This window comes from Nocardioides sp. P4_G10 (assembly GCF_056401175.1).
Genome location: NZ_JBFUJV010000001.1, coordinates 262,836 through 287,896 on the forward strand (window position 1 = coordinate 262,836; position 25,061 = coordinate 287,896).

A 25,061-nucleotide genomic window follows, 5' to 3' on the forward strand; every position below is an offset into this window, starting at 1 on the left:
ACCATGCGTACCGCGATCGCCTCCCTCCTCGCCTGCTCCGCCATCGGGTTGTGCCCGACGTCCGCCCCGGCCCAGGTGCCGTCCGGCGACCCCCTGCCGAGCACCCAGCGGGGCTCCGCCGACAACGCCATCGACTCGGTCGTGGCCATCTCGGTCGACGGGCTCAACACCGACGCCCTCGGCAAGCTCGGCCCCGCACGGACACCCCACCTGCACGACCTCATGGCCTCCGGCGCGTCGACCCTCAACGCCCGCACCGAGCACGAGCTCACCATCACCCTGCCCAACCACACCGGGATGGTGACCGGCCGGCGCATCGAGGCCGCGACGGGCGGCCACGGCGTGACCTGGAACGACGACCGGCGTCGCCCGGCGACCGTCCAGGCGGCGGCCGGGCAGCGGGTCGAGTCGGTCTTCACGCAGGTCAGCGCCGCCGGCGGCTCGACGGCACTCTTCGCGAGCAAGACCAAGTTCTCCCTCTGGAAGCGCAGCTGGCCGCTCTCCATCGACACCACCCGCATCCAGCTCGACAACACCCGCCTGGCCCGGTCGGTGCGGCGCGACCTGCGCGACAACGAGCGCGCGTTCCGCTTCGTGCACCTCTCGCTCCCCGACGCTGCCGGCCACGACTATGGCTTCATGTCCCCGCGCTACCTGCGCGCCGTCCAGCAGGTCGATGCCCTCGTCGGCTCGATCGTCGACGCCGTCCGCAACGACCCCGAGCTCGTCGGTCGCACGGCGATCATCCTCACCAGCGACCACGGCGGCCTCGGTGCCGACCACTCCGACGCCCGCCGCCTGGCCAACTACCGCGTCGCCTTCATGGTGGCCGGACCGGGCATCCCGGCAGGCGCCGACCTCTACGCGCTCAACGCCGACGACTACCGCGACCCCGGCACGCGGCGCACGACCTACCGCCAGACCCCGCAGCCGGTCCGCAACGGCGATCTGGCCAACCTCACGCTCGACCTCCTCGACCTCCCGGCGGTGCCGGGAAGTGAGCACAACTCCGACCTCGACCTCGACGTCTCACCTCCGCCTGCCTGACCCAGCCGCCCGTACACCGCGCCGAGGAGACCCATGTCCGTGTCGAAGAACGCCCTCCTGAGACGACTCAGCGCCACGACCGCGCTGCTCGTCGCCGCGTCCACCGTGACGCTGGCCCCGGCGACGGCCCGCGAGCCTGCGAGCACCGAGCGCGCCGCCGCAGTGATCGGCTGGCCGCCGGCCGCGCCGACCCAGCTGGTCATCGACACTGCGGGCGCGGTCATCGGCCGCGAGGACTACGTGGCCGGCACGGTCACCCTGGACGGCGTCACCCGGGTCACCGAGGTCCGCGGGCGGGGCAACTCGACCTGGGGCTGGGCCAAGAAGCCCTACAAGCTCAAGCTGGAGGACGACGCCGCCCTCGTCGGGTCGCGGGAGTACGACGAGTGGGTCCTCCTCGCCGGCTACGGCGACCGCAGCTCACTGCGTACGGCGGCAGCGTTCGCCGTCGCGGCGCAGAGCCGACTGAAGTGGACGCCCCGCTTCCGGTTCGTCGAGGTGGTCCTCAACGGCCAGTCGCAGGGCCYCTACATGCTCACCGAGCAGGTGGAGGAGGGGAAGGGACGAGTCAACCTGCCCGACGACGGCTACCTGCTGGAGTTCAACCAGCGCTACCTGCGCGACGACGAGCCCGGATTCCGTACCCGCTGGGGCTCCGCCATCGCCTTCAAGGACCCCGACGAGGTGACGAAGCAGCAGCGGCGCGAGGTGCGGCGCGCGGTCACGCGCTTCGAGAAGGTCCTCTACGGCCCCGACTTCGCCGACCCCGAGACCGGCTACGCGGCGTACGTCAACGTCCGCAAGCTCATCGACTGGTACCTCGTCGAGGAGCTCTTCGCCAACCAGGACTCGAACTTCCAGTCGAGCGTCCACGTCAGCTGGGTGCCGGGCAAGCGCTTCGTCTTCGGCCCCGTGTGGGACTTCGACCTGAGTGCCGGAACCCGCTGGCGCGGCTCCACGCAGCCCGACACCTGGCACACCCGGGTCGGGCGCCACTGGGTCGCCCGGATGCTGCAGGACCCGGCGTTCTCCGCCCGCGTCAAGAGCCGCTGGGCCCGGCTCAAGCCGGTCGTGCGCCAGGTGGTCTCCGAGATCCCGGCCGCGGCGGCGACGTTGGCCCCCACCGCCGAGGCCGACTGGGCCCAGTGGCACGCCTCGGGCGACCTGGAGTGGACCCACCGCGGCCAGGACCGCCAGGCCGAGGTGGAGTTCCTCGCGGACTGGCTCACCCGACGGGTCCAGTGGCTCAGCAGCAACGAGGTGCGGCTCGGAGGCATCCGGCAGCGCACCGAGGAGCGGGCACGCACGGCGTGGGTGCCGGTGCGGCTGCAGTCCCCCGCCACCGCGGCCGTGGACGTGTCCTGGACCGTGCAGGCCGGCAGCGCCACCGCAGGCGAGGACTTCCTCGCCGGCACCGGTCAGGTGAGCTTCGCGCCCGGGCAGGCCGAGCGCTACGTCCCTGTCCAGGTCCTCGACGACCGAGCCGCAGAGGGCCGCGAGACCGTGCTGGTCACCCTCACCGGCGCTTCCGGCGGCGTGGTGGTGGGCTCACCGTCGACGACCACGCTGGTCATCGCCGCCAACGCCCGTTGATGGTCAGCGTCGTCTGACCGCCGCGGCCTCCCGGACCAACGGCCACGGGTTGAACCGGCACCCGCCGGTGCCCTTGGACTGCTGCATCATCACCGGCGCCCGGCCGCGCCCGTGGCACGAGGCGTGCCCACGCCCCAGCCAGTGGCCGGTCTCGTGGTTGACGACCATGTGCCGGTAGTCGCGCAACGACCGTCCCGCGCGGTTCCAGGCCGGCGAGGCCCGGGTCCACCTCAGCTGGTTGATCACGACGTGCCGCCCCACGCGGCACGACCACTGCACCGAGCACCCCGACGAGAACGACGGCAGCGTGCCGGCCGCGGCGAGCACGAGGGTGAAGTCACCACCGCGGCGCACGCGGCGGAACTGCACCCCGGCCGCGCGCCAGCCGCGCGGGTGGTCGAAGGTCTGCTGGGCCTGGCGGCGGAACACCTTCATCGACGTCGTCACCCGTCCGCGGGTGGTGACGGAGTAGGTGACGCGACGGCTCACCGGGACGGCGTACGCCTCCACGGTCGGTTGCGTCGGCGTGGGGGTCGCGCGCCGGTGCTCGCCGGCGTCCTCGCCCGTCGCGTGGGCCGGAGCGGCCAGCAGCGTCAGGACGAGCGGCGCGAGCGCGACGAGGAGTCGGAGGAAGCGGGGCGCTCGGTCCACCGCACAAGCCTAGGACACGTTCTCTAGGCCCATAGCTGTCCGTCGAGCCTGTCCTCGGCCTCGTCGATCGTGCCCTCGTAGGCGCCGGTGGAGAGGTACTTCCACCCGCCGTCGCACACGACGAACGCGATGTCGGCGCTCTCCCGGGCCTTGACCGCCTTCGCGGCCTGGCCGAGCGCGGCGTGCAGGATCGCGCCGGTCGAGATGCCGGCGAAGATGCCCTCGAGCTCGAGCAGCTCGCGCACCCGGCGCACGGCGTCGCGCGGGCCGACGCTGAAGCGCGAGTCGATCAGCGAGGCGTCGTAGAGCTCCGGGACGAAGCCCTCGTCGAGGTTGCGCAGGCCGTAGACGAGCTCGCCGTAGCGCGGCTCGGCCGCCACGATCCGCACGTCGGGCTTGGCGCCCCGGAAGAAGCGGGAGACGCCCATGAGCGTCCCGGTCGTGCCGAGCCCGGCGACGAAGTGGGTGATGCCGGGGAGGTCGGCGAGGATCTCCGGGCCGGTGCCCTCCTCGTGCGCGAGCGCGTTGGCCTCGTTGCCGTACTGGTAGAGCATCACCCAGTCGGGGTGCTCCCCCGCGACCTGCTTCGCGACGCGAACGGCCTCGTTGCTCCCGCCGGCGGCGGGTGAGGAGACGATCTCCGCGCCCCACATCCGCAGCAGCTGGCGGCGCTCCTCGGAGGTGTTCTCCGGCATCACGCAGACGATGCGGTAGCCCTTGAGCTTGGCGGCCATCGCGAGCGAGATGCCGGTGTTGCCGCTGGTCGGCTCCAGGATCGTGCACCCCGGCCGGAGGACGCCGTCCTTCTCGGCCTGCTCGATCATCCGCAGCGCCGGCCGGTCCTTGATGGACCCGGTCGGGTTGCGGTCCTCCAGCTTGGCCCAGAGGCGTACGTCCGGGCTGGGCGAGAGCCGCGGCAGCCCCACGAGCGGGGTGTTGCCGACCGACTCCAGGAGGCTGTCGAAGCGCATGCGGCAAGCATGACATCCACCGATCGATGGATGGCCGACAGCGCCGGTTGCCCGATGCGCGAGACGCGGTCGGCGACGAGGCTGGACCCATGATCGAGAACATGCTCGCGCCCGCCGTCGAGGTCGAGCGCCTGCGCAAGACCTACGGCGACAAGGTCGCGGTCGAGGACGTGTCCTTCCGCGTGGAACCCGGGGAGGTGTTCGGCATCCTGGGCCCCAACGGCGCCGGGAAGACCACCACCGTGGAGGCCGTGTCCGGTCTGCGTGTCGGGGACGCCGGCAGGGTCCGCGTCCACGGCGTCGACCCCTGGACCGACCGCGACGAGACCACGCGGATCGTCGGCGTCCAGCTCCAGGAGAGCCGGTTGCAGCCCAGGATCACGGTGCGCGAGGCGCTGGAGATGTGGGCGGCGTTCTACGACGACCCCCTGCCGTGGTCGGAGCCCGCCGAGCGGCTCGGCCTCGCGGACCACCTCGACCAGCGCTTCGGCACGCTCAGCGGCGGCCAGCAGCAGCGACTCTCCATCGCCCTCGCTCTGGTCGGCCGGCCCCGCGTCGCGATCCTCGACGAGCTGAGCACGGGCCTGGACCCCCGCGCCCGCCGCGAGGTCTGGTCGCTCGTGCGCGACCTCCGCGACCGCGGCACCACCGTCCTGCTGGTGACCCACGGCATGGAGGAGGCCGAGGAGCTGTGCGACCGGGTCGCCATCATCGACGCCGGAAGCGTGCGCGCCATCGGTACCCCGGCCGAGCTGATCGGCGGGGCCGCGGCGGCGACCGTGACCTCGTTCGAGCCGTCCGAGCCCGTCGACCTGGTCGCGCTGCGTGAGCTCGAGGGCGTGGCCGACGTCCGCGTCGACGCCGGCCGGGTGACCGTGACCGGCGCCGAGGACGCGGCGGTCGCCGTGCTCGCCCGCCTCGCGAGCCGGGGCGTCGTACCCCACTGCCTCCGGGTCGTCGACGGCTCGCTCGACTCGGCCTACCTGGACCTGACCCTGAACAGCACGGACACCACTCCCGCGGAGGAGACAGCATGAGCACCGCCAGCCCCACAGCCGCCGTCATCCGGACCGAGTCGCGGCTCTTCACCCGCGAGCTCGGCTCCGTGTTCTGGATCGTGCTCTTCCCCACGATCCTGGTCGTGATCCTGGGATCGGTGCCGAGCATGAACGAGCCCGACCCGAACCTGGGCGGACAGCGACTGGTCGACGTCTACTCCTCGGTCGCGGTGCTGCTGTCGATCATCATGGCCTCCCTGATGGCCATGCCCGCGGTGATCGCGGGCTACCGCGAGGCGGGCATCCTGCGGCGCCTTCGCACCACGCCGGTCCACCCGGGCTCCCTGCTGCTCGCTCAGGCCGGACTGCACGCGCTGGCGGTGCTGGTCTCGCTGGTGCTGGTGCTGGTCGTGGGTCGGGTGGCGTACGACGTGCGCCTCCCGCAGGACATCGGGTGGTACGCCGTGGTCGTGCTCCTGGCGACCGCCGCCGCGTTCTCGATCGGCGCGGTGATCACGGCCCTCGCCCCGTCGGCCCGGCTGGTGCAGACGATCGGCACGATCGTGTTCTTCCCGAGCATGTTCGCCGCCGGCGTCTACTTCCCGGTACAGGCCATGCACGGCTGGCTGCACACCGTGGTCGTCTCGACGCCGATGGGAGCGGCCACCGAAGCACTCAACGACGCGGTCGTGGGCCGCACCCCTGACCTCGTCGACCTCGCCGTGATGGCCGGCTGGACCGTCGTCCTGTCGCTGGTCGCGGTCCGCTCCTTCCGCTGGGAGTGACATGGGCGCCGGCTGCGAGGATGTGTCCGTGAGCGAGGACAAGTGGCTGACCTGGCTGCCCTTCGGGCTGCTCGGCCTCGCCACCGTCGTCTCCACGGCGGCGGCGCCCACACTCGGGGACGCAGCGGCCGACGCCAGGTGGACGCTCGCGCTCACGGCCGTCACCGCGGTGTGGATGCTCGCGACGCCGCGGCCGGGACCGATCAACTACACCGGCCGTACCGCCCTCGCGTTCGTGCTCACCTGGATGAACCCCTTCTACGCGATCTTCGGTGTCGCCGGCTTCTTCGATGTCTACGACTCCCTGAAGGGCCGGTGGGTCTACGTCGCGATGCTGGCCGTGGGCATCACCCAGGCCGGGTCGCAGTCGGGCGGCTTCCCACCCGATGACGCGGCGCAGGCGTGGGTGTTCGTCGCCCTCATCGGGCTCAACGCCGGGCTCGCCACGGCGTTCATGAGGATCTCGCTCCGCACCGAGCAGCGCACGGTGGACCTCCAGCAGCTCAACGCCGACCTCGAGGCGGCGCTGCTGGAGAACCAGAACCTGCAGGAGAGGCTCGTCTCCCAGGCCCGTGAGGCGGGGGTCCAGGAGGAACGCGCCCGCCTGGCCCGGGAGATCCACGACACCCTCGCGCAGAGCCTGGCCGGCATCGTCACCCAGCTCGAGGCGTCCGTGGGCGGCGAGCGACACGAGCGCGCACTGGTCCTCGCCCGGCACGCGCTCGCCGAGGCGCGCCGCTCGATGCTCGACCTCGCCCCCGGCGACCTGGACGGCGTCACGCTGCCCGACGCCCTGTCCTGCGTCGTCGCGGCCTGGTCGGCGGAGCACGCCGTGCGGGTGGACGCCGTCGTCGTCGGCGACCCGGTGCCGCTCCACCCGGAGGTCGAGGCCACGGTGATCCGCATCGCCCAGGAGTCGCTCACCAACATCGCCAAGCACGCCGACGCGGCCCGCGTCGGCGTCACGCTGTCGTACGACGGCGACGAGGTGGTCCTCGACGTGCGCGACGACGGGGTCGGGTTCGACGTCGACGCCCCGACCGGTCCGAGCTCGTTCGGCCTCCGCGGCATGCGCCAGCGGGTCGCGCGGCTCGCCGGCGACCTCACCCTCGAGTCCCTGGCCGGACGCGGCACCGCCGTGTCCGCCCGGCTCCCCGCCCTGGCACGCGTGGCCGCATGAACACTCAGCGCCCGACCGTCACGATCGTCGTGGTCGACGACCACCCGGTCGTCCGCGACGGCGTACGCAGCATGCTCGCCGGTGTCACCGGCTTCGAGGTGGTCGGCGAGGCCGCAAGCGGTCCTGAAGCGGTCGAGCGGGTGCTGGCGACCGACCCCGACGTCGTCGTCATGGACCTCCGCATGCCCGGCGGCGGTGGCGTCGACGCCGTCCGCGAGCTGCGCGCACGCGGCGCCCGCGCCTCCGTGCTGGTGCTGACGACCTACGACACCGACTCCGACACGGTGGCCGCGATCGAGGCGGGAGCGACGGGCTACCTGCTCAAGGACACGCCGGCCGAGACGCTCTTCGACGCGGTCCGCGCGACGGCGGCCGGGGAGACGGTGCTGTCGCCCGCGGTGGCGTCACGCCTCGCCTCGCACGTACGTCGTCCGGCCGCGTCCGGCGTGCTCAGCGCGCGTGAGCGCGACGTGCTGGCGCTGGTGGCGCGAGGCCGCTCCAACCGGGTGATCGCCGAGGAGCTGTTCGTCAGCGAGGCGACGGTGAAGACCCACCTCGTGCACGTGTACGAGAAGCTCGGGGTGAGCGACCGCGCCGCCGCGGTGGCGACGGCCTACGAGCGCGGGATCCTGGGCTGACGCCAGGGGACGAGGGTCAGCAGCCGCCGGCGACGGCCGGCAGGACGACGACCTGGTCGCCGTCGGAGAGCTCGGCCTCGAGGCCGCCGATGAAACGGACGTCCTCGTCGTTGATGTAGACGTTGACGAAGCGACGCAGGTCGATCGAGCCCGACTTGTCCTCGACCAGGCGGTCCTTGAGCCCGGGGTGGTTGCCCTCGAGGTCGTCGATCAGGGCGGACAGCGTGCCGCCGGCGCCCTCGACGGCCTTGGCGCCGTCGGTGTAGGTGCGCAGGATGGTGGGGATCCGGACCTCGATGGCCATCAGGGGGTGCTCGCTTCCTCGGTCTGCTGGGGGTTCGTCAGAGGGACGATCGTGACCTTCTCCTCGGTCACGACTCCGTCGGTGATTCTGTAGGACCTGAACTCCACCGGGCCCTCACTATTCCCGTGCGCGCGTGTGCTGACGAGCACGTAGTGGGCGTTGGGCTCGCTGGCGAGGCCGATGTCGGTGCGGCTCGGGTAGGCCTCGGTGGCGGTGTGGGAGTGGTAGATGACCACCGGCTCCTCGTCGCGCGCGTCCATGTCCTTGTAGAGGTGCAGCAGCTCCGTGGAGTCGAACTCGTAGAACGTCGGGCTGCCGGCGGCGTTGACCATGGGGACGAAGCGCTCGGGACGGTCACTGCCCTCGGGGCCCGCGACGACGCCGCAGGCCTCGTCGGGGTGGTCGCGCTTGGCGTGCGCCACGATGGCGTCGAAGATCTCCTGGGCGATGGTCAGCACACCGTCAAGGGTAGGCAGACCCTCGATGCGACCCGGACACGTCTCACCACATAGTCTTGACGTCGAGAGACTTCCAGGGGGAGCCACATGTCGTTGTCGCACGCGCAGGCGCCGTTGACGCGCCGCGGCATCCCGCTCGAGCGCGACCTCCGGGTCCTGGCGCTCGGCTCGTTCGCCAACCGGTTCGGCGCCGGCGCGGTCATGACGACCAGCGCCCTCTACTTCACCCGGCAGGTGGGCTTCAGCGCCGCCGAGGTGGCCCTCGCCCTGGCGGTCGCCGCCGTCGTCGGGATCCTCGTCCAGGTGCCCGCCGGCCAGCTCGGCGACACCCACGGCCCGCGCCGGGTGCTGACGGTCTGCATGGTGGGCGCCGCCCTCACGAGCGCGCTACCCGTCCTGGCGCGTACGCCGTGGCAGCTCGCGCTGCTGCTGGCCATGCTCACCCTCTTCGAGCGCTCGGCCGGCTCGGTCCAGCAGGGCGTCATCGCGCAGCTGGCCACCGGCGGGCGCGGCGTGCAGTTCAAGGCCTACCTGCGGGCGGTGACCAACACCGCGATCGGGCTCGGCTCGGTCTTCGGCGGCGCGGCGCTCGTCGTCGACGAGTCGTGGGCCTACATCTCGGTGTTCGTGCTCAACGCCGTCTTCACCGGTTTCGCGGCGTGGAACTCCACCCGACTGCCGGACCTGCCGGCGTACGTGCGCCTTGAGGGCGAGCCCCGCCTCGCCGTGCTGCGCGACTGGCCCTACGTGGTGGTGGTGGCGCTGACGGGACTGTTCTCGCTCCACTTCTTCGTGATGGAGCTCGGCCTGGCGCTCTACATCTCCGAGCGCACCGCGGCACCGCCGGTGATGGTCGCGGTCCTCCTCGTCCTCAACACCGCCTGCGTCGCGCTCTTCCAGGTGCGGCTCTCGCGCCGGGCCGACTCCGTCGAGGCCGGTGCCCGCGCGCTGGTCCGCGGAGCCGTGTGGATCGCGGCCGGCTTCGCCATCGTGGCCCTCGCCGACCGCGGCGACGCCACGTTCGCCGTCGTGGTGCTCGTCGTCGGGTCGCTGGTGCACGTCGTCGGCGAGATGATCGGCTCGGGTGGTCAGTGGGGCCTGCAGATGGGCCTCGCACCGCACGAGCGGCAGGGCCAGTACCAAGGCTTCGCCGGGCTCGGCTTCAGCGTGATCGCCGTCGTCGGACCCCCGCTGGTGACGCTGCTGTGCGTCGAGATGGGCGAGACCGGCTGGCTGGTGCTGGCGGCACTGATGCTGGGCGTCGCCCTGGTCTCGGTGCCCGCCTCGCGCTGGGCGCTCGCCTCGCGGGAGCGCTACGGCGTGCTCACGCACTCCGGCTGAGGGCGACGACCGCCGCACGTGCGCGGCCTCAGACCCAGATGGCCGCCGGGATCCCGTCGGAGAACACCTCGGGCACCTCGGGGTACGACTCGGAGACCCCCAGCGCGTGGCGTACGGCCGTCCACGCGACGGCGCAGGCGTCGAGCAGGTCGTCCTCGCCGAATCCCGCGCCCCGGAACCACGCGGGCGCCACGATGCCGTGCGCGGCGAGCGCCTCGCGGCGGGCGCGGACGCCGTCGGCGTCCTTCTTCCGCGCCAGCAGCGGCGCTCCGGCCATCCGGGCGAAGCTCACCTCGGGGTGGACCTCGATCACGCGTGCGCCGGGCCGTCCCCGCACCCACGCGTCGACCTGCAGCACCTTCTCGCGCAGGGCGTACGCCTGGGCGCTGACGCTGGTGCGCCCATCGGTCGCCGCGAGGTTGGCCGCCCGCGCCTCCTCGTAGGTGGCGGCCTCGACCGCGGCGCGCACCGGGGTGGAGAACACCGACGAGGCCTTGCCGACGAGCGCGCGACGGGCCTCGGCGTCGGCCTGCCGTCCGCCCGCGTCGGGCAGCCCGATCGGGATGTCGACCGCGACCACCGGGACGTCGTGCCGCTCGCGGACCAGGTCGATGAGGCCGGTGATGTCGGGGGCGACGAAGACCGAGGCGCGGCGCTGCGGGTCGATCACGACCCCGACCCACCCGGCCGGGCAGGCGTCCACGCCGAGCACGGGCGCCGGCGGAGCGAGGACCGGCGGCGGCGCCTCGTCGTCGGCACCCACGGGGCCCACGAACCGTGCCGCGGTCTCGCCGCTCGTGGCGGCCTCGAGGCGTGCGGTCATGATGTCGCTCATCGGCGGCAGCGCCGACAGGGGCCACCACCGCACGTCGCTCGACTCGTCGTCGGCCACGTGGGCCTCGCCCTCGAGCCAGGTGCAGGCAAACGTGAGGTCGAGGTAGGTCGCGCGGTCGCCGTTGGCGTGGACGATCTCGCCGTGGACACCCGTCGCGGCGAGCCGGTCCACCCGGATCCGGACACCGGTCTCCTCCAGCGCCTCGCGGGCCGCGGCGACAGCCGGCTCCTCCCCCGGGTCGGGGATCCCGGTGATCGGGGTCCAGTGACCGTTGTCGGCGCGGCGCACGAGCAGCACCTGGTCGCCACGTCGTACGACGGCCGTGACCCCCGGCAGCCACAGCGGGTCGTGACCGATCTTGTCCCGCAGCGCGAGGACGAAGTCCGGGACGGGGCTCACGGGACCGTCACGAGGTCGGTGGCAGGGTCGATCACGAGGTGAGGGCCTCGACGACCGTCTCCTGCAGGTAGCCCACCCACTCGTAGATGTCGTGCGCCTGGGCGCGCGGGTCGTCGTCGGGCAGTGAGTGCCAGTAGTGCTCGTCCCCGGCCTCCACGCCGAGCCGGGTGGCGAGCGCGAGCCGGATGTCGGTGAAGGCCCGCATCCAGGCCTCGGCGTCGGCATGGGTGAGCTCGACGTCGATGACGAGGCCGTCCTCCGTCAGCTCGGGCGGGAGCCCGGCGTCCTCGAGCGTGTCGATGATCGACCCCGCCGCCGCGGCCTTGCCGTCGCGCAGCCCGCTCTCGGTGAAGCGGCGGAAGTCGGCGGCCGACTCCTCGTCGTCGGTGTAGGCGGTCGGGAAGAGCCGCGCGAGCACGGGGTCCTCGGGGATGGTCGTGGCACCGGAGAACTCGGCCATCATCGCCTCGAACGCGTCGGCGGTGGGTGCCGCGGGCTCGGCGCGCTCGTTGCGCAGCAGCTCGACCATCTGCGAGGCGAGGGAGCGCAGGAGATCGGCCTCGAAGCCGGTGAAGGTGGCGATCACGCGGCCGGACCTGCGGTGTCGTTCGAACCCGCTCACCTCAGGACGCCTTCTCCATCGTCGCCCAGAGTCCGTACTCGTGCATGGCTTGCACGTCGCGCTCCATCTCCTCGCGCGTGCCGGTCGAGACCACCGACCTGCCCTCGGTGTGCACCTCGAGCATCAGCTTCTCGGACTTCGCCTTGTCGTAGCCGAAGTACTTCTGGAACACGTAGGCGACGTAGGACATCAGGTTGACCGGGTCGTCCCACACGAGGGTCACCCACGGCTTGGCCAGGAAGGTGATCTCATCGGGTGTGAGGGTCGGCTCGACCTCTACGGGACTGGCGGCTGACACGTTGCCCATCGTGGCACAGTGTCGGTCGTGACGAGCTCACCCCGTAGGTCATCGGCGCTCCTGACCGACCACTACGAGCTGACCATGGTGCAGGCGGCGAGGCAGTCCGGGACGGCCGACCGGCGGGCGGTCTTCGAGCTGTTCCCGCGGCGGCTCCCACCGGGTCGCCGCTACGGCGTCGTGGCCGGGGTCGGGCGGGCGCTGGACGCGATCGAGGACTTCCGCTTCGACGCCGCCGCGCTGGCCGCGCTCGAGGGGATCGTCGACCCCGACATGCTCGAGTGGCTCGGCTCCTACCGCTTCTCCGGCGACGTGTGGGGCTACGCCGAGGGCGAGGCCTACTTCCCCTACTCGCCGCTGCTGGTGGTCGAGGGGACCTTCGCCGAGGCCGTCCTCCTCGAGACCGTCCTGCTGTCCGTCTACAACCACGACTCGGCGATCGCGTCGGCTGCGTCCCGGATGACGCTTGCGGCAGGTGGCCGCCCGTGCATCGAGATGGGGTCGCGCCGCACCCACGAGGAGGCCGCGGTCGCGGCCGCGCGGGCGGCGTACGTCGCCGGCTTCGACGCCTCCAGCAACCTGGCCGCCCGCGCCCGCTACGGGGTGCCGTCCACCGGCACCGCCGCCCACTCCTTCACGCTGCTCCACGACGCCGAGGCCGACGCCTTCCGGGCGCAGGTGCAGACCCTCGGCGTGGGCACGACGCTGCTGGTCGACACCTACGACGTCGCCGAGGCCGTACGCCTCGCGGTCGAGGTGGCCGGCACCGGCCTCGGGGCGGTCCGCCTCGACTCCGGCGACCTCGGCGAGGTCGCCCGTGAGGTGCGCGCCCAGCTCGACGGCCTCGGGGCGAGCGCCACCCGCATCGTGGTGACCAGCGACCTCGACGAGCACGCCATCGCTGCCCTCGCTGCGGCGCCGGTCGACGCCTACGGCGTGGGGACCCAGCTGGTCACCGGCTCGGGCCACCCGACGTGCGGCTTCGTCTACAAGCTGGTGGCGCGCGAGGACGACGCCGGCGAGCTGGTGTCGGTGGCGAAGAAGTCGACGGACAAGCAGTCCATCGGCGGGCGGAAGTACGCCCTGCGCCGGCGTGGCCCGAGCGGGATCGCGGAGGCCGAGGTCGTGGGGATCGGCGCGCCGCCGGAGGACGACGGTGACGACCGCGCCCTGCTCGTCCCGCTCGTGCGTGACGGCGAGGTCGTCGGCCGCGCGACGCTCGAGGAGGCCCGGACCCGCCACCGTGCGTCGGTCGCCGAGCTGCCCCGCTCCGTGACGATGATGTCGGCCGGGGAGCCGGTGATCCCGACGGTGCACCGGGGCCCCTGAGCGGCTGGGGCGACTTTTTCCCGATGCCCCACGGCCCGTCGGCTGTCATCATGCCGACATGGGTCTCGTCGCGCGCGACGCCGAGCTCGAGCTGATCGCCGAGGTGCTCGACCGCGAGCCGACCTCGGTGCGGGCGCTGGTGCTCGAGGGCGAGCCGGGCATCGGCAAGACCAGCCTGTGGGAGCAGGGCCTGGCCGGGGGCCGGGACCGCGGGATGCGGGTGCTGGCGGCGCGGGGCAGCGCGTCCGAGACGGGACTCCCCTTCGCGGGGCTGATCGACCTGCTCGACGAGGTCGCGGTGGATGAGCTCACGTCGGTCCCCCCGCCGCAGCTGCACGCGCTGGAGGTGGCGCTCTACCGGGCCGAGCCCGGCGAGCAGCCTGCCACCGAGCAGGTGGTCTCGCTCGCGCTCCTCTCGGCCCTGCGTTCCCTGTCCCGCGAGCGGCACCTCCTCGTGGCCGTCGACGACCTGCAGTGGCTCGACCGGTCGTCGCTGGCCGCGCTCGCCTACGCGGCGCGCCGGCTGCAGGACCGGGTGACCGTCCTCCTCGCCCGTCGCCCCGGCCCCCGCAGCGGGGTCGAGGGCGCGTTCGGCGACGACCGGGTCGACCGGCTCGTGGTGCGGGCGACGACCCTCGGCGGCACCCGGCAGATCCTCGCGACCCGGCTCGGCCTGCGGCTCCCCCACCACCTGCTCCGGCGCGTCTACGACACGACGCTGGGCAACCCGCTCTTCGCCCTGGAGGTCGGCCGGCTGCTGGCGGTTCGGGACCCGGCGGCGATCGGCGACGAGCTGCCCGTCCCCGACGCGGTCGAGGACCTCCTCGACCTCCGCGTCGCCGACCTCGACCCGGCCACCCGCCGGCTGCTGCTCGCGCTGGCGCTCGACGCCGACCTGCGCACCCCGCAGGTGCGCGAGCTCGCCGGACCGGACGTGCTGGAGCACGCGTACACCGCCGGTGTCGTCGGCCTGGACGGGGAGCGGGTCCGGCCGGCCCACCCGCTGCTGGCCGAGGTCGCCCGGCGTGCCGCGTCGGCCGACGACGTACGACGTCTCCACGCCGACCTGGCAGTCGTCGTCACCGACGACCAGCGCCGGGTGCTGCACCTCGCTCTCGCCGCCACCGAGCCCGACCCGGCGCTCGCGGCCCGGCTCGACGGGGCGGTCGCGCGGGCGTCCGCGCGCGGTTCGATCCGGTTGGCCGCCGACCTCGCCGGCCACGCCCTGCGCCTCACCCCGCCCGGCGACGCCGACGCGGGGCGGGTGATGCTGCTGGCCAAGCTGCTGCAGATGGCCGGGGAGAAGCAGCGGCTGACCGAGCTGCTCACCCCTCGCGCGGCCGGCCTCCCCGCGCGGGCCGACCGGGTGCGGGCGCACGTGCTCCTCACCGGCGGCGTCGTGCACGGCAACGACGACATCCTCGCGCTCCTCCAGCGCGCCCTCGACGAGGCCGGCGACGACCACGCCCTGCGCCTGCGGGTGCTCTGCCACCTCGCGGAGAACGAGGCCGTCATCGAGGTCCGCAACGTCGCCGTCGCCGACGGGCGGGCGGCCGAGGCCGTCGACGCGTCCGCCTCCGGCTCCGGTGGCGACCAGCGGCTCGCGCTCTACACCCGGGTCTGGACGTCCGCGTTGCGCGGGCGACCCCTCGACGGCCTCCTCGAGCGCTACGAGGCGCTCGCGAGCGGGTCGACGTACCTCGCCCGGACGCCCGGGCGCGTGGCCGGGCAGCAGCACGTGTGGCGCGGGGAGCCGGGACCCGCCCGGCAGCGGTTCGAGGCGTTCCGCTCGCTCGCCGCCGACCGGGGCGAGCCCAACCCGTACGCCCTCGCCCGGCTCCACCTCTGCGAGCTCGAGCTGCGCCTGGGCCGGTGGGACGACGCCGAGGAGCTCCTCGACGAGTGGGCCACGTCGCTCGACAGCAGCCTGCTCCACTGGCCGATGTACGAGCGGTGCCGCAGCCTGCTCGCCGCCGGCCGCGGGGACGCCTCCGATGCGCGCGAGTGGGGCGAGCGCGCCGTCGCGCAGGCCGAGGAGACCGGGATCCGCTGGGACTGGCTGGAGGCGACGCGGGCGCTCGGGGTGGCGGCCCTGCTCGACCACCGTCCCGAGGAGGCGGTCCGTCACCTGCACGCGGTCTGGGCCCACACGCGCGACCAGGGGGTGCTCGACCCCGGCGCCTTCCCCGCCGCCCCCGACCTCGTCGAGGCGCTCGTCGAGACCGGCGACCTCGACGACGCGTGCACGGTCGTCGACGCGCTGCACGAGACCGCCGACCTGCAGGACCATGCGTGGGCCCGGCTCACCGCCGCCCGCGGAGCCGCGACGGTCTCCCTCGCGGGCGCGTGGTCCGACCAGGAGGCGCAGGCGCTGGCGGGGGTCGCCACGGCGTACGACGAGCGCGGGCTCGCGGCCGAGTCGGCGAGGACCTGGCTCGCGCTGGGCCGGGCGCAGCGACGCGCGCGCAAGTGGGGCGGCGCCCGCGACTCCCTCGAGCGCGCGGTGCGCCTCTTCGAGGAGCAGGGCGCTCCCGGCTGGGCCGACGCCGCGCGCGCCGACCTCGAACGGGTCGGCGCCCGCCGCCCGAGCTCCCCCGGGCGCCTCACCACCACCGAGCGCCGGGTGGCCGACCTCGCCGTGCAGGGGCTGGCCAACAAGGAGATCGCGCGGACGCTGGTGGTCACCGTCAGCACGGTCGAGTTCCACCTCCGCAACGCCTACACCAAGCTCGGCATCCGGTCCCGGATGGAGCTCGCGCCGCGCCTGGCGGAGCTCGACGACACAACCGGCTGAGCCGCCCCGCGCCTGTCAACTGGGGTTGTTCCCGGGGTCAATTCCTCGGGTCATCCGCAGTTTCGGCACCCCGTCCCGGGGGAGCACCGTGGAGCCATGGCCGAGTACCTCGTCGAGCTCTACGTCGCACAGGGCGACCACGCCGTCGCGAAGCACCACGTCGCGGTGGCGGAGCAGGCCGGCGCCGACCTGACCCGGGAGGGCCGGGCGGTGCGCTACCTGCAGTCGTTCTTCGTCCCCGAGGACGAGACGTGCTTCCTGCTGTACGACGCCGACTCGGTCGACCTGGTCACCGAGGCGGTGGGGCGGGCCGGACTCCGGCTCGAGCACGTCTCCGCGGCCACCACGTCCGTCGCCGGCGCACAGGAGTCGCCGGACGGCACCACGAAAGGAACCAGCATGACCAGCACCACCAACAGCAGCACCACGACCGGCACGCCGGACCTCACCGAGCTGCGCGACAAGCAGCAGAAGGTCTGGAGCAGTGGCGACTACAACAAGATCGCCGCCCTGACGGTCCCGGTGTCCGAGCACCTCGTGGACCACGTCGGGGTCAGTCCGAACGAACGGGTGCTCGACGTCGCGACCGGCACCGGCCACGTCGCCCTCGCCGCCGCACGCCGGTCGGCCGAGTCGGTCGGCATCGACTACGTACCCGGGCTCCTCGAGATCGCCCGCCGCCGCGCGGAGGCCGAGGACCTGGTCGTCGAGCTGGTCGAGGCCGACGCCGAGCACCTCCCCCAGGAGGACGCCTCGTTCGACGTCGTCCTCTCCGCGATCGGCGTCATGTTCGCCGCGGACCACGACGCGGCCGCGCGCGAGCTGGTCCGGGTGACCCGCCCCGGCGGGCGCATCGGGCTCGCGAGCTGGACGCCCGAGGGCTTCGTCGGGGGCATCCTCCGCACGGTGGGCGCCCACGTCTCGCCCCCGCCGGGCGCGCAGCCCGCCACGCGGTGGGGCACCGAGGAGGTCGTCGCCGGCCTGCTCGGCGACGGCGTCACCGACGTGGGCTCGGTGACCGCCACGGTCACCCAGCGCTTCACCGACGGCGCCGCGTTCGCCGACCTGTTCCTCACCTACTACGGACCCACCTTCGCGGCAGCGAGCCGGCTGGACGACGAGGGACGCGCCGCGCTCCGGGCCGACCTGGTCGCGCTCGCCGAGTCGCACGACCGTGGTGAGGGCGACGGCCTGGTCGTCGACTGGGAGTACCGGATCGTCACGGCGACCCGCCGCTGACGCCGGGACCGCACGAGTCCAGGACCGGGGCAGCCTTCCCACGGGGTGGGGAGGGCTGCCCCGACGTCCGTGCCCCGCTAGCCTCGGGACATGGCCCGTGCCCTGATCGTCGTCGACGTCCAGAACGACTTCTGCGAGGGCGGTTCACTCCCCGTCTCCGGCGGTGCCCGGGTGGCGGCGGGCATCAACGACCTGCTGCACCGCTGGCACGCGCAGGCGGACGACGCGCCGGCGTACGACGTCGTCGTCGCCACCAAGGACCACCACGTCGACCCGGGGTCGCACTGGTCGGTGAAGCCGGACTTCGTCGACTCGTGGCCGGTGCACTGCAAGGTCGGCACCGAGGGGGCCGCGTTCCACCCGAACCTCGACCCGCAGCCCTTCGACGAGGTCTTCTACAAGGGCGAGCACGAGGCGGCCTACAGCGGCTTCGAGGGGCGTACGTCGTCGGGCGACCCGCTGAGCGACTGGCTGCGGGCCCGCCAGGTGGAGGAGGTCGACGTGTGCGGCATCGCCACGGACCACTGCGTGCGCGCCACGGCGCTCCACAGCGCCGGCGAGGGGTTCACCACGCGGGTGCTGACCGCCCTGTGCGCCGGCGTGGCCGAGGAGTCCACGTCCGCCGCGATCACCGAGCTGGCCGGCGCCGGCGTCGAGATCGCCTGACCGCCCACCCGATCCCGCCGGTCAGCACCACTTCTCGGTGACGGTGCGCAGCACCTTCACGGTGCGCGCGGTGCCCTTCCCGAGCGCCGTGACCTCCTTCGACGCCAGGAGCTTCGAGGTGTGGATGTTGCCCTCGAGCAGGACGTAGGCGGCACGGCCGTCGACCACCACGGTCTCCCCCTCKTGCTGGAGCGCGTGGGCGGCCTCGACGGCCGCGGCGGTCGGGGCGGCGGAGTAGAGCGTGACGTAGTGCTGGCCCGCCGGGTCGTGCTCGGCGTGCAGCTCCTCGGCCCTGGCCGTGAGCGCGGCGAGGTCCTTCGTGGTGAAGACGATCGTCGGGACCTCGAACCCCGCCGCCGCGGCGTACGCCTCCTCCAGCGCCGCCTGCACCTTCGCCACCGAGCGTGCCGAGTGGGTCAGGCGGACGTTGCCGGTGTTGATGTAGGTCTCCACGTCGCGGCCACCTGCCGCCTCCGTCGCGGCCTTGATGGCGTCCTTGGGGAACTTGCGCTTCGCGCCGAGGTTGATGGCGCGCAGGAAGGCGACGTAGGTGGGCACACCGGGAGTATGCCTGCCGGGAACCGTGGTCGGTCAGGTCTAGGGTGAGCCCCATGAAGACTCGAGCTCTCGCCACCGTCGTCAGCGCTGCCGCCCTCGCCCTCACCATCAGCGGGTGCGCCAAGGACGACACCTCCACGACCACCGAGTCGGGCATCGAGCTGGTCAAGGACGGCACCCTGACCATCTGCACCCACCTCCCCTACGAGCCCTTCGAGTTCACCGAGGGCGGCGAGGTCGTCGGCTTCGACCCGGGCGTGCTGGAGATCGCCGCCGAGAACGAAGGGCTCGAGACCGAGGTCCTCGACGTCGCGTGGGAGACGATCACGACGGGCGAGGCCCTCAACACCGGGCAGTGCGACGTCGGGGCCGGTGCCATGACGATCAACGACGAGCGCGCCGCGGTGATGGACTTCACCGACCCCTACTTCAAGGCCACGCAGGCCCTGATGACCAAGACCGGCTCCGGCATCACCTCGCTCGAGGACCTGGCCGGCAAGAAGATCGCGGTCCAGGACGGCACGACCGGCGCCGACTACGTGCGGGAGAACGCCCCCGACGATGCGGAGATCATCTCCTTCGAGGACTCCTCCCTGATGCAGCAGGCGGTCCGGACCGGCAAGACCGACGCCGGCGTCAACGACAACGGCCTGCTCAACTACTTCGTCAGCCAGAACGACGACGTCGAGGTGGTCACCGAGTTCGAGACGGGCGAGGAGTACGGCTTCTCGGTGAAGAAGGGCGGCAACGACGAGCTGCTCGCCGCCATCAACGACGGCATCGCGAGCGACGACTACGACGCGGTCTACGAGAAGTGGTTCGGCACCGCCCCCACCCAGTGACGCCTCCCCAGCCCCTCCCGAGCAAGGTGATGTGAGCCCATGGCGAGTCCCCGTCAGCGTGCAGCCCGGTGGCGCTACGTCCAGTACGCCGTGCTGGTGGTCGTGCTGCTGGCCATCGCGTTCATCGCTGACTGGGAGCAGATCCAGCGGGCCTTCTGGAACTGGGACCTGGTCAAGGAGCAGTTCCCCGACGTCATCACCATCGCGCTCAAGAACACGATCATCTACACCGCGTGCGGCTTCACCTTCGGGCTCGTGCTCGGGCTGGTGCTGGCACTCATGCGCCTGTCGAGCGTGGGGCCCTACCGGTGGATCGCGACAGGGATCATCGAGCTGTTCCGTGGGCTGCCCGCGTTGGTCGTCTTCATCGCGCTCAGCGTGGGCTTCAACCTCGCCTTTCCCCGCTACGAGATCCCCTTCGGCAACCTCGGGGTCGTCACCCTCGCACTCGGCCTCGTCGGCGGCGCCTACATGGCAGAGACCATCCGTGCCGGCATCCAGGCGGTGCCGAAGGGGCAGATGGAGGCTGCGCGGTCGCTCGGCATGTCGCACAGCAGGGCCATGATCAGCGTGGTCGTGCCGCAGGCGTTCCGCATCATCCTCCCGCCGCTGACCAACGAGCTGATCCTGCTGACGAAGGACTCCTCGCTCGTCTACATCCTCGGTCTCGCACTGTCCGGCTACGAGCTCACCAAGTTCGGCCGCGAGGCCATGAACTCCGCCTCGAACCTCACCCCGATCATCGTGATCGGCCTGTGCTACCTGCTGATCACGGTGCCGCTGTCGATCGTCGTACGCCGCATGGAGAGCCGCGCGGAGAGGGCCCGCTGATGACCACCCACCCCACCCACCGCTCGGCCGACCGGGCTGCTGCCGCGATCGACGTGCAGGACCTGCACAAGTACTTCGGCGACAACGAGGTGCTCAAGGGCATCGACTTCCACGTCGGTCAGGGCCAGGTCGTCTGCGTCATCGGACCGTCGGGCTCGGGAAAGTCGACGCTGCTGCGCTGCGTCAACATGCTCGAGACCCCCACCAGCGGCAAGATCTTCGTCGAGGGCGACGAGATCACCGATCCCGACGCCGACGTCGACAAGCTGCGCTCGCGCATCGGGATGGTGTTCCAGCAGTTCAACCTCTTCCCGCACATGACGGTGATGCGCAACCTCACCATCGCGCAGCAGAAGGTCAAGGGCCGCAAGAAGGACGAGGCGGTCGAGATCGCTCGCGCCAACCTGGCGAAGGTCGGGCTGGCCGAGAAGGAGTCGGCCTACCCCGCCCACCTCTCGGGAGGGCAGTCGCAGCGCGTCGCGATCGCCCGGGCGCTGTCGATGAGCCCCGACATGATGCTCTTCGACGAGCCGACGTCCGCGCTCGACCCGGAGCTGGTCGGCGACGTGCTGGCGGTCATGAAGGACCTGGCCTCCGAGGGCATGACGATGATGGTCGTCACCCACGAGATGGGCTTCGCCCGCGAGGTGGGCGACAACCTCGTCTTCATGGACGACGGAGTGATCGTCGAGGAGGGCGACCCGCGCGAGGTGCTCGCCGACCCGCGCCACGAGCGGACGCAGTCGTTCCTGTCGAAGGTGCTCTAGCGCCGCACCGGTGGCCGGTGTGTCAGCCGGTCAGCCCCGCTTGCACTGGCTGGGCGGGGTGACGGCGGGGTCGAAGACGTACTTGGGCGGCGTGATGCTCGCGCCGTCCGGCGACTCCATCATCGTCATCGCCCACCAGCCCGCCTTGCGGGTGTCGATGGCGGCGAGCTCCTCCTCGGGGAGGGCGTTCCACATGTTCAGGACGTCCACGCCCACCTCGATCAGGTGGCCGTGGGGGGTGACGACCGCCCTGGCCTCGATGTCGTCGAGGGCCACCGGAACCGCGGGGAAGAGCCCGCGCGGCATGCCGGTCAGCACGGCCTTGGCCGGCACCCCGACGGCGACGCCGTCGCCGGCGAGCTTGACCGCCCGGGCAGCGGTGACGGGCCAGGTCGGGTCGAGGTCGGTCGGCAGCGCCCAGCTGCGTCCCTCCTTGTCCTCGGTGATGTCGGCCCAGCAGTCCGCGGCGTTCGGGCCCCAGACGTCGCTGTTGAAGTAGGTGCGGCCCGCGACGACGAGGTAGTCGACCTGCTGGACGTCACCGCCGATCGCGGAGTCCATCGAGAGCTCGCTGTAGCCCGTCGAGGGGCTGTAGCGGCCGTCGAGGTCGAAGATGCGCTTGCCCCCGGTGTCGGGGTTCTTGGTGAGCAGCTGGCCGTGCCACTCCACGATGCCCATCTTGGCGACCTGGCCGTTGAGTGCCTCGAGCTTCTCGCCCTCCAGCATGAAGTCGTCGCCCTTGGTGGCGGCGGCCTCGCCGGACCCACCGCAGGCGTTGAGGGTGAGCACCAGACCGACGCAGAGGGCGGACGCCCACGTTGCGCTCCGACGACGTGCCACTGGGTTTCCCCGATCAGGTCGTGACGAGCTCCGTGCTCGATCTCGCTCGGAGCCTAGGTCCGGCTCCGGTGGCTGTCAGGGGAATCACCACATCTTGTCCGAGCGGCCGCGGGCCGGGCTCAGCCGGCCATCCAGCCGCGTGCCGCACCCACGACAGCGTCGGTGAGGTCGTCGACCAGCGCCGACCCGAGCCGCCAGTGCTGCCAGAACAGCGGCACCTCGGGCCGCCGGCCCGGCACCAGCTCGACGAGCTCGCCGCGGTCGAGCTCGTCGACGACGTCGGACTCCGGCAGGAGCCCCCACCCCATGCCCACCCGGATCGCGCGGTCGAACTCGCGCACCGACGGCAGGTAGGTCACCGGCGGCGCGAGGTGACGGCGGGTGACTCGGCGGATGAAGTCGTGCTGCAGCGAGTCGCTGCGGTCGAAGGCCACGATCGGCGCCTCGCCGAGCGTGCCGGACCCCACGCCGTCGGCGAAGTGGGTGCCGTGGAAGTCGCGGGTGGCGACCGCGGCGTACCGGAGCCGGCCGAGGCGCACCACCCGGCACCCCGGCACCGGCTTGGGCTCACCGGTGATCGCCGCGACCACCTCACCGCGGCGCAGCCGCTCCGCGGTGCGGGTGTGGTCCTCGCGCACCACCTCGAACACCACGCGGTGCCGCGACTGCACCTCGGCGAGGGCGTCGACGAACCACCCGTAGAGCGCGTCCGCGTTGACCGCGATCGGGAGCGAGGCGTACGACGTCCCGCTCGCGTCGGGCTCCTCGACCAGCTCGGCGACGGCCTCCCGCTCCAGGAGCTCGGTCTGCGTGGCCAGGCGGACCAGCACCAGACCGGCCTCGGTGGGCTCCAACGGCTTGACCCGGTGCAGCAGGACGCGGCCGATCCTGGTCTCGAGCGCCTTGATCCGCTGGCTCACCGCGGAGGGCGTGACGTGCAGCTCCCGGGCGGCTGCCTCGAAGGTGCCGAGCCGCACGGCGACCGCCAGTGTGCGCAGGGCCACAGGGTCGAGCTGGGTGATGTCTTTCATACTTAGACATCCTAATGATTGCCCAGAATCCTTCGCTGGATTGAACACGCTGAGCGACCTAGCGTTGTCCTCATGTTCCAGGTTGCTCTCACCGGTCTGCTCACCGGACTCGCCCTCATCGTCGCCATCGGCGCACAGAACGCGTTCCTCCTGCGTCAGGGGATCCGCGGCGAGCACGTCCTGCCGATCGTGCTGACCTGCCTGGTCTCGGACGTCGTCGCGATCACCGCGGGCGTGGCCGGCCTGGGCGTCGTGCTCGAGCGCTGGCCCGGGATCCTTCCGGTGGCCCAGCTGCTCGGCGGGCTCTACCTGATCGCCTTCGGCGTGCACGCAGCGATGCGCGCGTGGCGACCGGCGGCGCTCGAGGAAGGCGAGTCGACGTCGCTCACCGTCGGCCGGGCGGTGCTGCTCACCCTCGCCCTGACCTGGCTCAACCCGCACTTCTACCTCGACGCCGTGCTCATGCTCGGCACGGTCGCCAACAGCTTCGGCACCGACCGCTGGTGGTTCCTGACCGGCACCCTCGTCGCGAGCCTGCTGTGGTTCTTCGGCCTGGGCTACGGCGCCCGCCTCCTGCGCGGCCTCTTCGCCCGCCCCGGCGCCTGGCGCGTCCTCGACTCGGGGATCGCCGTGGTGATGGGCACCCTCGGCGTGGGCCTGATCGCGCACTGAGGCCCGATCACCCGAGCGGGACAGTGTGATGCGGGTCCTACGTCCCGTGATGGATTTACATAGGACTCCTATGTAACTATCGAGGAGTGACCACTCCGCCCCTCGATCCCGATCCGGCGTTCCGGGAGCTCGCGAGCGACCTCGTCGTGCTGTCGGCACGTCTGACCCGCGCAGTGCGCCGCGAGGTCGAGCACCCCGCCGGGGCCCGCGTCCTGTCGATCCTCGACGAGCTCGGGCCGTCCGGCGTCACGGCGCTCGCCGTCGCCGACCGGTGCAGCCAGCCGACCATGACCGCCACGGTCAAGGGGCTGGAGGAGCAGGGCCTGGTGAGCCGGCGTCCCCACCCGACCGACGGCCGGGCACAGGTCGTCGACCTCACCGACGCCGGTCACGCCGAGCTCGCGCGCGTCCGCCGGAGCAACGCCGAGCTGGTGACCGCCCGCCTCGCCGACACCCACCACACCGCCGAGGAGGTCGCCACCGCCGTCGCGGTCATGCGCGACATCCTCCGCCCGAACCCCCAGGAGGACATCCCGTGAGCAGCCCGTCGATCCTTCGCCAGCCGCGCGCCGTGTGGGCCGTGGCCTTCGCGTGCGTCATCGCCTTCATGGGCATCGGCCTCGTCGACCCGATCCTCAAGGAGATCGCCGCGCAGCTCGAGGCCAGCCCGAGCCAGGTCTCGCTGCTCTTCACGAGCTACATGGCCGTCATGGGCGTCTCCATGCTGGTGACCGGTGTGGTCTCCAGCCGGATCGGGCCCAAGCGCACCCTGCTCGCCGGTCTCGCGCTCATCATCGTCTCCGCCGCCCTGGCCGGCTTCTCGGACAGCGTGGGCGCGGTGATCGGCTTCCGCGCGGGATGGGGCCTGGGCAACGCCCTCTTCGTCGCGACCGCCCTCGCGACGATCGTCAGTGCGTCGGCCGGCCCGGTGGGCCAGGCCATCATCCTCTTCGAGGCGGCTCTCGGCCTCGGCATCGCGTCGGGTCCGCTCATCGGCGGCCTCCTCGGCGAGGTGTCGTGGCGTGGGCCCTCTTCGGCGTCTCGGCCCTGATGACCGTCGCCCTCGTCGCGACCGCAGTCTTCCTCCCCGCAACGCCCCCGACCGGACGGCGTACGTCGCTGCTCGACCCGTTCCGCGCGCTGCGGCACCGGGCGCTGCTCCTGCTCGCCCTGGTCGCGATCTTCTACAACCTCGGCTTCTTCACGCTCATGGCCGCCGGCCCGTTCGCCCTGCCCACCTACTCGATCATGGGCATCGGCTGGACCTTCTTCGGCTGGGGCCTGTTGCTGGCCATCGCATCCGTGTGGCTCGCCCCCGTGCTGCAGTGACGCTTCGGCACCCTGCCCACGCTCACCGCGGTCCTCGCGCTCT

28 protein-coding genes are annotated in these 25,061 nt (G+C 72.3%); 18 read left to right on the top strand and 10 right to left on the bottom strand.

From position 1 onward, the window contains the following. Positions 1–3: 3 nt before the first annotated feature. Together AC1DP1_RS01245 and AC1DP1_RS01250 are read left to right on the top strand one after the other, a co-directional pair. Positions 4–1,047, top strand: coding sequence for an alkaline phosphatase family protein (locus AC1DP1_RS01245; protein WP_477505681.1), 1,044 nt, complete (start codon positions 4–6; stop codon positions 1,045–1,047). A gap of 33 nt (positions 1,048–1,080) precedes the next feature. After that, positions 1,081–2,640 (top strand): CotH kinase family protein, encoded by a 1,560-nt coding sequence (locus AC1DP1_RS01250; protein WP_477505292.1) that lies wholly within the window; start codon positions 1,081–1,083, stop codon positions 2,638–2,640. A 3-nt stretch (positions 2,641–2,643) separates the two neighbouring features. Here the strand turns inward: AC1DP1_RS01250 and AC1DP1_RS01255 are convergent, their stop codons facing one another. Together AC1DP1_RS01255 and AC1DP1_RS01260 are read right to left on the bottom strand one after the other, a co-directional pair. Then, positions 2,644–3,291, bottom strand: a complete 648-nt coding sequence (locus tag AC1DP1_RS01255) for a DUF3152 domain-containing protein (RefSeq protein WP_477505293.1) — start codon at positions 3,289–3,291, stop codon at positions 2,644–2,646. 23 nt (positions 3,292–3,314) lie between these two features. Further along, positions 3,315–4,262: a PLP-dependent cysteine synthase family protein gene (locus tag AC1DP1_RS01260; protein ID WP_457190580.1), complete on the bottom strand. Its 948-nt coding sequence runs from the start codon at positions 4,260–4,262 to the stop codon at positions 3,315–3,317. Between the two features lie 89 nt (positions 4,263–4,351). On the opposite strand from AC1DP1_RS01260, the gene AC1DP1_RS01265 reads away from it, so the two are divergent. Genes AC1DP1_RS01265 through AC1DP1_RS01280 form a run of 4 tightly spaced genes read left to right on the top strand, consistent with a single transcriptional unit; the run spans position 4,352 to position 7,863 of the window. Further along, on the top strand, positions 4,352–5,299 hold the full coding sequence (locus AC1DP1_RS01265; protein ID WP_477505294.1) for an ABC transporter ATP-binding protein: 948 nt from the start codon (positions 4,352–4,354) through the stop codon (positions 5,297–5,299). Further along, positions 5,296–6,045 carry an ABC transporter permease gene (locus AC1DP1_RS01270; protein WP_477505295.1) on the top strand — a complete coding sequence of 250 codons (750 nt, stop codon included), beginning with the start codon at positions 5,296–5,298 and terminating at the stop codon, positions 6,043–6,045. Before AC1DP1_RS01265 ends, AC1DP1_RS01270 begins: the two co-directional genes overlap by 4 nt. Before the next feature lie 28 nt (positions 6,046–6,073). Next, entirely contained in the window at positions 6,074–7,225 is a 1,152-nt protein-coding gene (locus AC1DP1_RS01275; RefSeq protein WP_477505296.1) for a sensor histidine kinase, read from the top strand. Then, complete coding sequence (locus AC1DP1_RS01280; RefSeq protein WP_477505297.1) at positions 7,222–7,863, top strand: response regulator; 642 nt, start codon at positions 7,222–7,224, stop codon at positions 7,861–7,863. Before AC1DP1_RS01275 ends, AC1DP1_RS01280 begins: the two co-directional genes overlap by 4 nt. 16 nt (positions 7,864–7,879) lie before the next feature. On the opposite strand, the gene AC1DP1_RS01285 is transcribed toward AC1DP1_RS01280, so the two are convergent. Both AC1DP1_RS01285 and AC1DP1_RS01290 read right to left on the bottom strand, forming a co-directional pair. Next, the gene (locus tag AC1DP1_RS01285; RefSeq protein ID WP_477505298.1) at positions 7,880–8,167 is read right to left on the bottom strand and encodes a MoaD/ThiS family protein; all 288 of its coding nucleotides are present in this window, start codon (positions 8,165–8,167) and stop codon (positions 7,880–7,882) included. Then, positions 8,167–8,625: a M67 family metallopeptidase gene (locus AC1DP1_RS01290; protein WP_457190592.1), complete on the bottom strand. Its 459-nt coding sequence runs from the start codon at positions 8,623–8,625 to the stop codon at positions 8,167–8,169. Before AC1DP1_RS01290 ends, AC1DP1_RS01285 begins: the two co-directional genes overlap by 1 nt. 87 nt (positions 8,626–8,712) lie before the next feature. Between AC1DP1_RS01290 and AC1DP1_RS01295 the strand changes: the two genes are divergently transcribed. Then, positions 8,713–9,966 (top strand): MFS transporter, encoded by a 1,254-nt coding sequence (locus AC1DP1_RS01295; RefSeq protein WP_477505299.1) that lies wholly within the window; start codon positions 8,713–8,715, stop codon positions 9,964–9,966. Positions 9,967–9,994: 28 nt separating this feature from the next. Here the strand turns inward: AC1DP1_RS01295 and AC1DP1_RS01300 are convergent, their stop codons facing one another. Genes AC1DP1_RS01300 through clpS form a run of 3 tightly spaced genes read right to left on the bottom strand, consistent with a single transcriptional unit; the run spans position 9,995 to position 12,129 of the window. Further along, positions 9,995–11,200 (bottom strand): DUF429 domain-containing protein, encoded by a 1,206-nt coding sequence (locus AC1DP1_RS01300; protein WP_477505300.1) that lies wholly within the window; start codon positions 11,198–11,200, stop codon positions 9,995–9,997. 31 nt (positions 11,201–11,231) lie between these two features. After that, complete coding sequence (locus tag AC1DP1_RS01305) at positions 11,232–11,822, bottom strand: DUF2017 domain-containing protein (RefSeq protein WP_457190598.1); 591 nt, start codon at positions 11,820–11,822, stop codon at positions 11,232–11,234. 1 nt (position 11,823) lies between these two features. Beyond that, on the bottom strand, positions 11,824–12,129 hold the full coding sequence (gene clpS / locus AC1DP1_RS01310; protein WP_457190600.1) for an ATP-dependent Clp protease adapter ClpS: 306 nt from the start codon (positions 12,127–12,129) through the stop codon (positions 11,824–11,826). An 18-nt stretch (positions 12,130–12,147) separates the two neighbouring features. On the opposite strand from clpS, the gene AC1DP1_RS01315 reads away from it, so the two are divergent. The 4 genes from AC1DP1_RS01315 (at position 12,148) to AC1DP1_RS01330 (ending at position 18,148) form a co-directional block, all read left to right on the top strand. After that, positions 12,148–13,449 (top strand): nicotinate phosphoribosyltransferase, encoded by a 1,302-nt coding sequence (locus AC1DP1_RS01315; RefSeq protein ID WP_477505301.1) that lies wholly within the window; start codon positions 12,148–12,150, stop codon positions 13,447–13,449. 58 nt (positions 13,450–13,507) lie between these two features. After that, positions 13,508–16,243 (top strand): helix-turn-helix transcriptional regulator, encoded by a 2,736-nt coding sequence (locus AC1DP1_RS01320; protein WP_477505302.1) that lies wholly within the window; start codon positions 13,508–13,510, stop codon positions 16,241–16,243. 96 nt (positions 16,244–16,339) lie between these two features. Continuing rightward, on the top strand, positions 16,340–17,482 hold the full coding sequence (locus AC1DP1_RS01325) for a methyltransferase domain-containing protein (RefSeq protein WP_477505303.1): 1,143 nt from the start codon (positions 16,340–16,342) through the stop codon (positions 17,480–17,482). A gap of 90 nt (positions 17,483–17,572) precedes the next feature. Further along, entirely contained in the window at positions 17,573–18,148 is a 576-nt protein-coding gene (locus tag AC1DP1_RS01330) for an isochorismatase family protein (RefSeq protein ID WP_477505304.1), read from the top strand. 21 nt (positions 18,149–18,169) lie between these two features. Here the strand turns inward: AC1DP1_RS01330 and AC1DP1_RS01335 are convergent, their stop codons facing one another. After that, complete coding sequence (locus AC1DP1_RS01335; protein ID WP_477505305.1) at positions 18,170–18,706, bottom strand: DUF1697 domain-containing protein; 537 nt, start codon at positions 18,704–18,706, stop codon at positions 18,170–18,172. A gap of 53 nt (positions 18,707–18,759) precedes the next feature. Between AC1DP1_RS01335 and AC1DP1_RS01340 the strand changes: the two genes are divergently transcribed. From AC1DP1_RS01340 to AC1DP1_RS01350, 3 genes are read left to right on the top strand one after another with little or no spacing between them, the layout of a single operon-like run. Beyond that, positions 18,760–19,548, top strand: a complete 789-nt coding sequence (locus AC1DP1_RS01340) for a transporter substrate-binding domain-containing protein (protein ID WP_457191458.1) — start codon at positions 18,760–18,762, stop codon at positions 19,546–19,548. 39 nt (positions 19,549–19,587) lie between these two features. Next, complete coding sequence (locus AC1DP1_RS01345) at positions 19,588–20,379, top strand: amino acid ABC transporter permease (protein ID WP_477505306.1); 792 nt, start codon at positions 19,588–19,590, stop codon at positions 20,377–20,379. After that, positions 20,379–21,146, top strand: coding sequence for an amino acid ABC transporter ATP-binding protein (locus AC1DP1_RS01350; protein WP_457191462.1), 768 nt, complete (start codon positions 20,379–20,381; stop codon positions 21,144–21,146). The genes AC1DP1_RS01345 and AC1DP1_RS01350 overlap by 1 nt, the downstream gene beginning before the upstream one ends. Before the next feature lie 30 nt (positions 21,147–21,176). Here the strand turns inward: AC1DP1_RS01350 and AC1DP1_RS01355 are convergent, their stop codons facing one another. Both AC1DP1_RS01355 and AC1DP1_RS01360 read right to left on the bottom strand, forming a co-directional pair. Continuing rightward, complete coding sequence (locus AC1DP1_RS01355; RefSeq protein WP_457191464.1) at positions 21,177–21,935, bottom strand: hypothetical protein; 759 nt, start codon at positions 21,933–21,935, stop codon at positions 21,177–21,179. A 170-nt stretch (positions 21,936–22,105) separates the two neighbouring features. Further along, entirely contained in the window at positions 22,106–23,017 is a 912-nt protein-coding gene (locus AC1DP1_RS01360) for a LysR family transcriptional regulator ArgP (RefSeq protein ID WP_477505307.1), read from the bottom strand. A gap of 72 nt (positions 23,018–23,089) precedes the next feature. Between AC1DP1_RS01360 and AC1DP1_RS01365 the strand changes: the two genes are divergently transcribed. The 4 genes from AC1DP1_RS01365 to AC1DP1_RS01380 all read left to right on the top strand — a co-directional run bounded on the left by AC1DP1_RS01365 (position 23,090) and on the right by AC1DP1_RS01380 (position 25,018). After that, a complete protein-coding gene (locus AC1DP1_RS01365; RefSeq protein ID WP_477505308.1) occupies positions 23,090–23,689 on the top strand; it encodes a LysE/ArgO family amino acid transporter in 600 nt (199 codons plus the stop codon). An 86-nt stretch (positions 23,690–23,775) separates the two neighbouring features. After that, positions 23,776–24,228 carry a MarR family winged helix-turn-helix transcriptional regulator gene (locus AC1DP1_RS01370; protein WP_477505309.1) on the top strand — a complete coding sequence of 151 codons (453 nt, stop codon included), beginning with the start codon at positions 23,776–23,778 and terminating at the stop codon, positions 24,226–24,228. Next, positions 24,225–24,740 (top strand): MFS transporter, encoded by a 516-nt coding sequence (locus AC1DP1_RS01375; RefSeq protein WP_477505310.1) that lies wholly within the window; start codon positions 24,225–24,227, stop codon positions 24,738–24,740. The genes AC1DP1_RS01370 and AC1DP1_RS01375 overlap by 4 nt, the downstream gene beginning before the upstream one ends. Then, the gene (locus tag AC1DP1_RS01380; protein WP_477505311.1) at positions 24,707–25,018 is read left to right on the top strand and encodes a hypothetical protein; all 312 of its coding nucleotides are present in this window, start codon (positions 24,707–24,709) and stop codon (positions 25,016–25,018) included. The genes AC1DP1_RS01375 and AC1DP1_RS01380 overlap by 34 nt, the downstream gene beginning before the upstream one ends. The last annotated feature ends 43 nt before the right edge of the window (positions 25,019–25,061 follow it).

Coding starts and splice junctions, on each gene's coding strand:
- AC1DP1_RS01245 (WP_477505681.1), top strand. CDS start 4: ATGCGTACCGCGATCGCCTCCCTCCTCGCCTGCTCCGCCATCGGGTTG.
- AC1DP1_RS01260 (WP_457190580.1), bottom strand. CDS start 4,262: ATGCGCTTCGACAGCCTCCTGGAGTCGGTCGGCAACACCCCGCTCGTG.
- AC1DP1_RS01265 (WP_477505294.1), top strand. CDS start 4,352: ATGATCGAGAACATGCTCGCGCCCGCCGTCGAGGTCGAGCGCCTGCGC.
- AC1DP1_RS01270 (WP_477505295.1), top strand. CDS start 5,296: ATGAGCACCGCCAGCCCCACAGCCGCCGTCATCCGGACCGAGTCGCGG.
- AC1DP1_RS01280 (WP_477505297.1), top strand. CDS start 7,222: ATGAACACTCAGCGCCCGACCGTCACGATCGTCGTGGTCGACGACCAC.
- AC1DP1_RS01285 (WP_477505298.1), bottom strand. CDS start 8,167: ATGGCCATCGAGGTCCGGATCCCCACCATCCTGCGCACCTACACCGAC.
- AC1DP1_RS01295 (WP_477505299.1), top strand. CDS start 8,713: ATGTCGTTGTCGCACGCGCAGGCGCCGTTGACGCGCCGCGGCATCCCG.
- clpS (WP_457190600.1), bottom strand. CDS start 12,129: ATGGGCAACGTGTCAGCCGCCAGTCCCGTAGAGGTCGAGCCGACCCTC.
- AC1DP1_RS01320 (WP_477505302.1), top strand. CDS start 13,508: ATGGGTCTCGTCGCGCGCGACGCCGAGCTCGAGCTGATCGCCGAGGTG.
- AC1DP1_RS01325 (WP_477505303.1), top strand. CDS start 16,340: ATGGCCGAGTACCTCGTCGAGCTCTACGTCGCACAGGGCGACCACGCC.
- AC1DP1_RS01330 (WP_477505304.1), top strand. CDS start 17,573: ATGGCCCGTGCCCTGATCGTCGTCGACGTCCAGAACGACTTCTGCGAG.
- AC1DP1_RS01340 (WP_457191458.1), top strand. CDS start 18,760: ATGAAGACTCGAGCTCTCGCCACCGTCGTCAGCGCTGCCGCCCTCGCC.
- AC1DP1_RS01345 (WP_477505306.1), top strand. CDS start 19,588: ATGGCGAGTCCCCGTCAGCGTGCAGCCCGGTGGCGCTACGTCCAGTAC.
- AC1DP1_RS01350 (WP_457191462.1), top strand. CDS start 20,379: ATGACCACCCACCCCACCCACCGCTCGGCCGACCGGGCTGCTGCCGCG.
- AC1DP1_RS01360 (WP_477505307.1), bottom strand. CDS start 23,017: ATGAAAGACATCACCCAGCTCGACCCTGTGGCCCTGCGCACACTGGCG.
- AC1DP1_RS01365 (WP_477505308.1), top strand. CDS start 23,090: ATGTTCCAGGTTGCTCTCACCGGTCTGCTCACCGGACTCGCCCTCATC.